General features: G+C 42.9%; 1 protein-coding gene. It reads right to left on the bottom strand.

Annotated elements, in window-relative coordinates; all coding sequences use genetic code 11:
* Positions 1-625 (bottom strand): arginine deiminase-related protein (locus HC176_RS15730; RefSeq protein WP_245234918.1); only part of this gene is annotated, 625 nt, incomplete at both ends.

The following is a 625-nucleotide window of genomic DNA, read 5'->3' as shown; positions in this document are numbered from 1 at the left end:
GATGCTTAATCACATTTTTGCGCTCCTTGGTGTCATCAATGCTGTCAAGACAGATCACTGCAAAATTTTCTGCCAGGCACATCATTACATTGGTGTGATAAATAGGCATTCTGCGGCCGTCAACATCCTGGTAAGCAGTAAAGATGACCGGAGTAAGTTCAAAATCCTCGCAAAATTCTATAAGCAGTTCTTCACTCGCCCTGGGAGAAAGTGCACAATAAGCTTTTTCATTAACTCTGTCGATGATCAAAACCCCCGTTGATTCCAGAAAAAGACCTTCTTCTTCGGCACTGGTATAATCAATAACATCTTCTATAAGATACCCTGCCTCCTCTATCTTGTCAAAAACTTCGGGACGGCGTTCGCGTCTTCTGTTTTCGGCAAAAAGGGGATAAAGAGCTGCAGTAGCATCTTCATGGAAGGTTACCCAGTTGTTTGGAAAAATTGAGTCGGGCGTATCGAGCTTCTCATCATCATCCACCACGATCACATTTACACCCACACCTCTTAGCTTATCTACAAAAGCATCGAATTCCTCCTGAGCTTTTTTATTGATCTGCTCATTGGCGAGGTGTAGTCCCTCCTGAAAATAATTATTTACGGCGGTTTGCTCATTCATTCTGAA

The organism is Tamlana crocina, from assembly GCF_012037625.1.
Note: the sequence above shows the minus strand (reverse complement) of the source record. Positions and strands in the feature narration are given on the sequence as shown.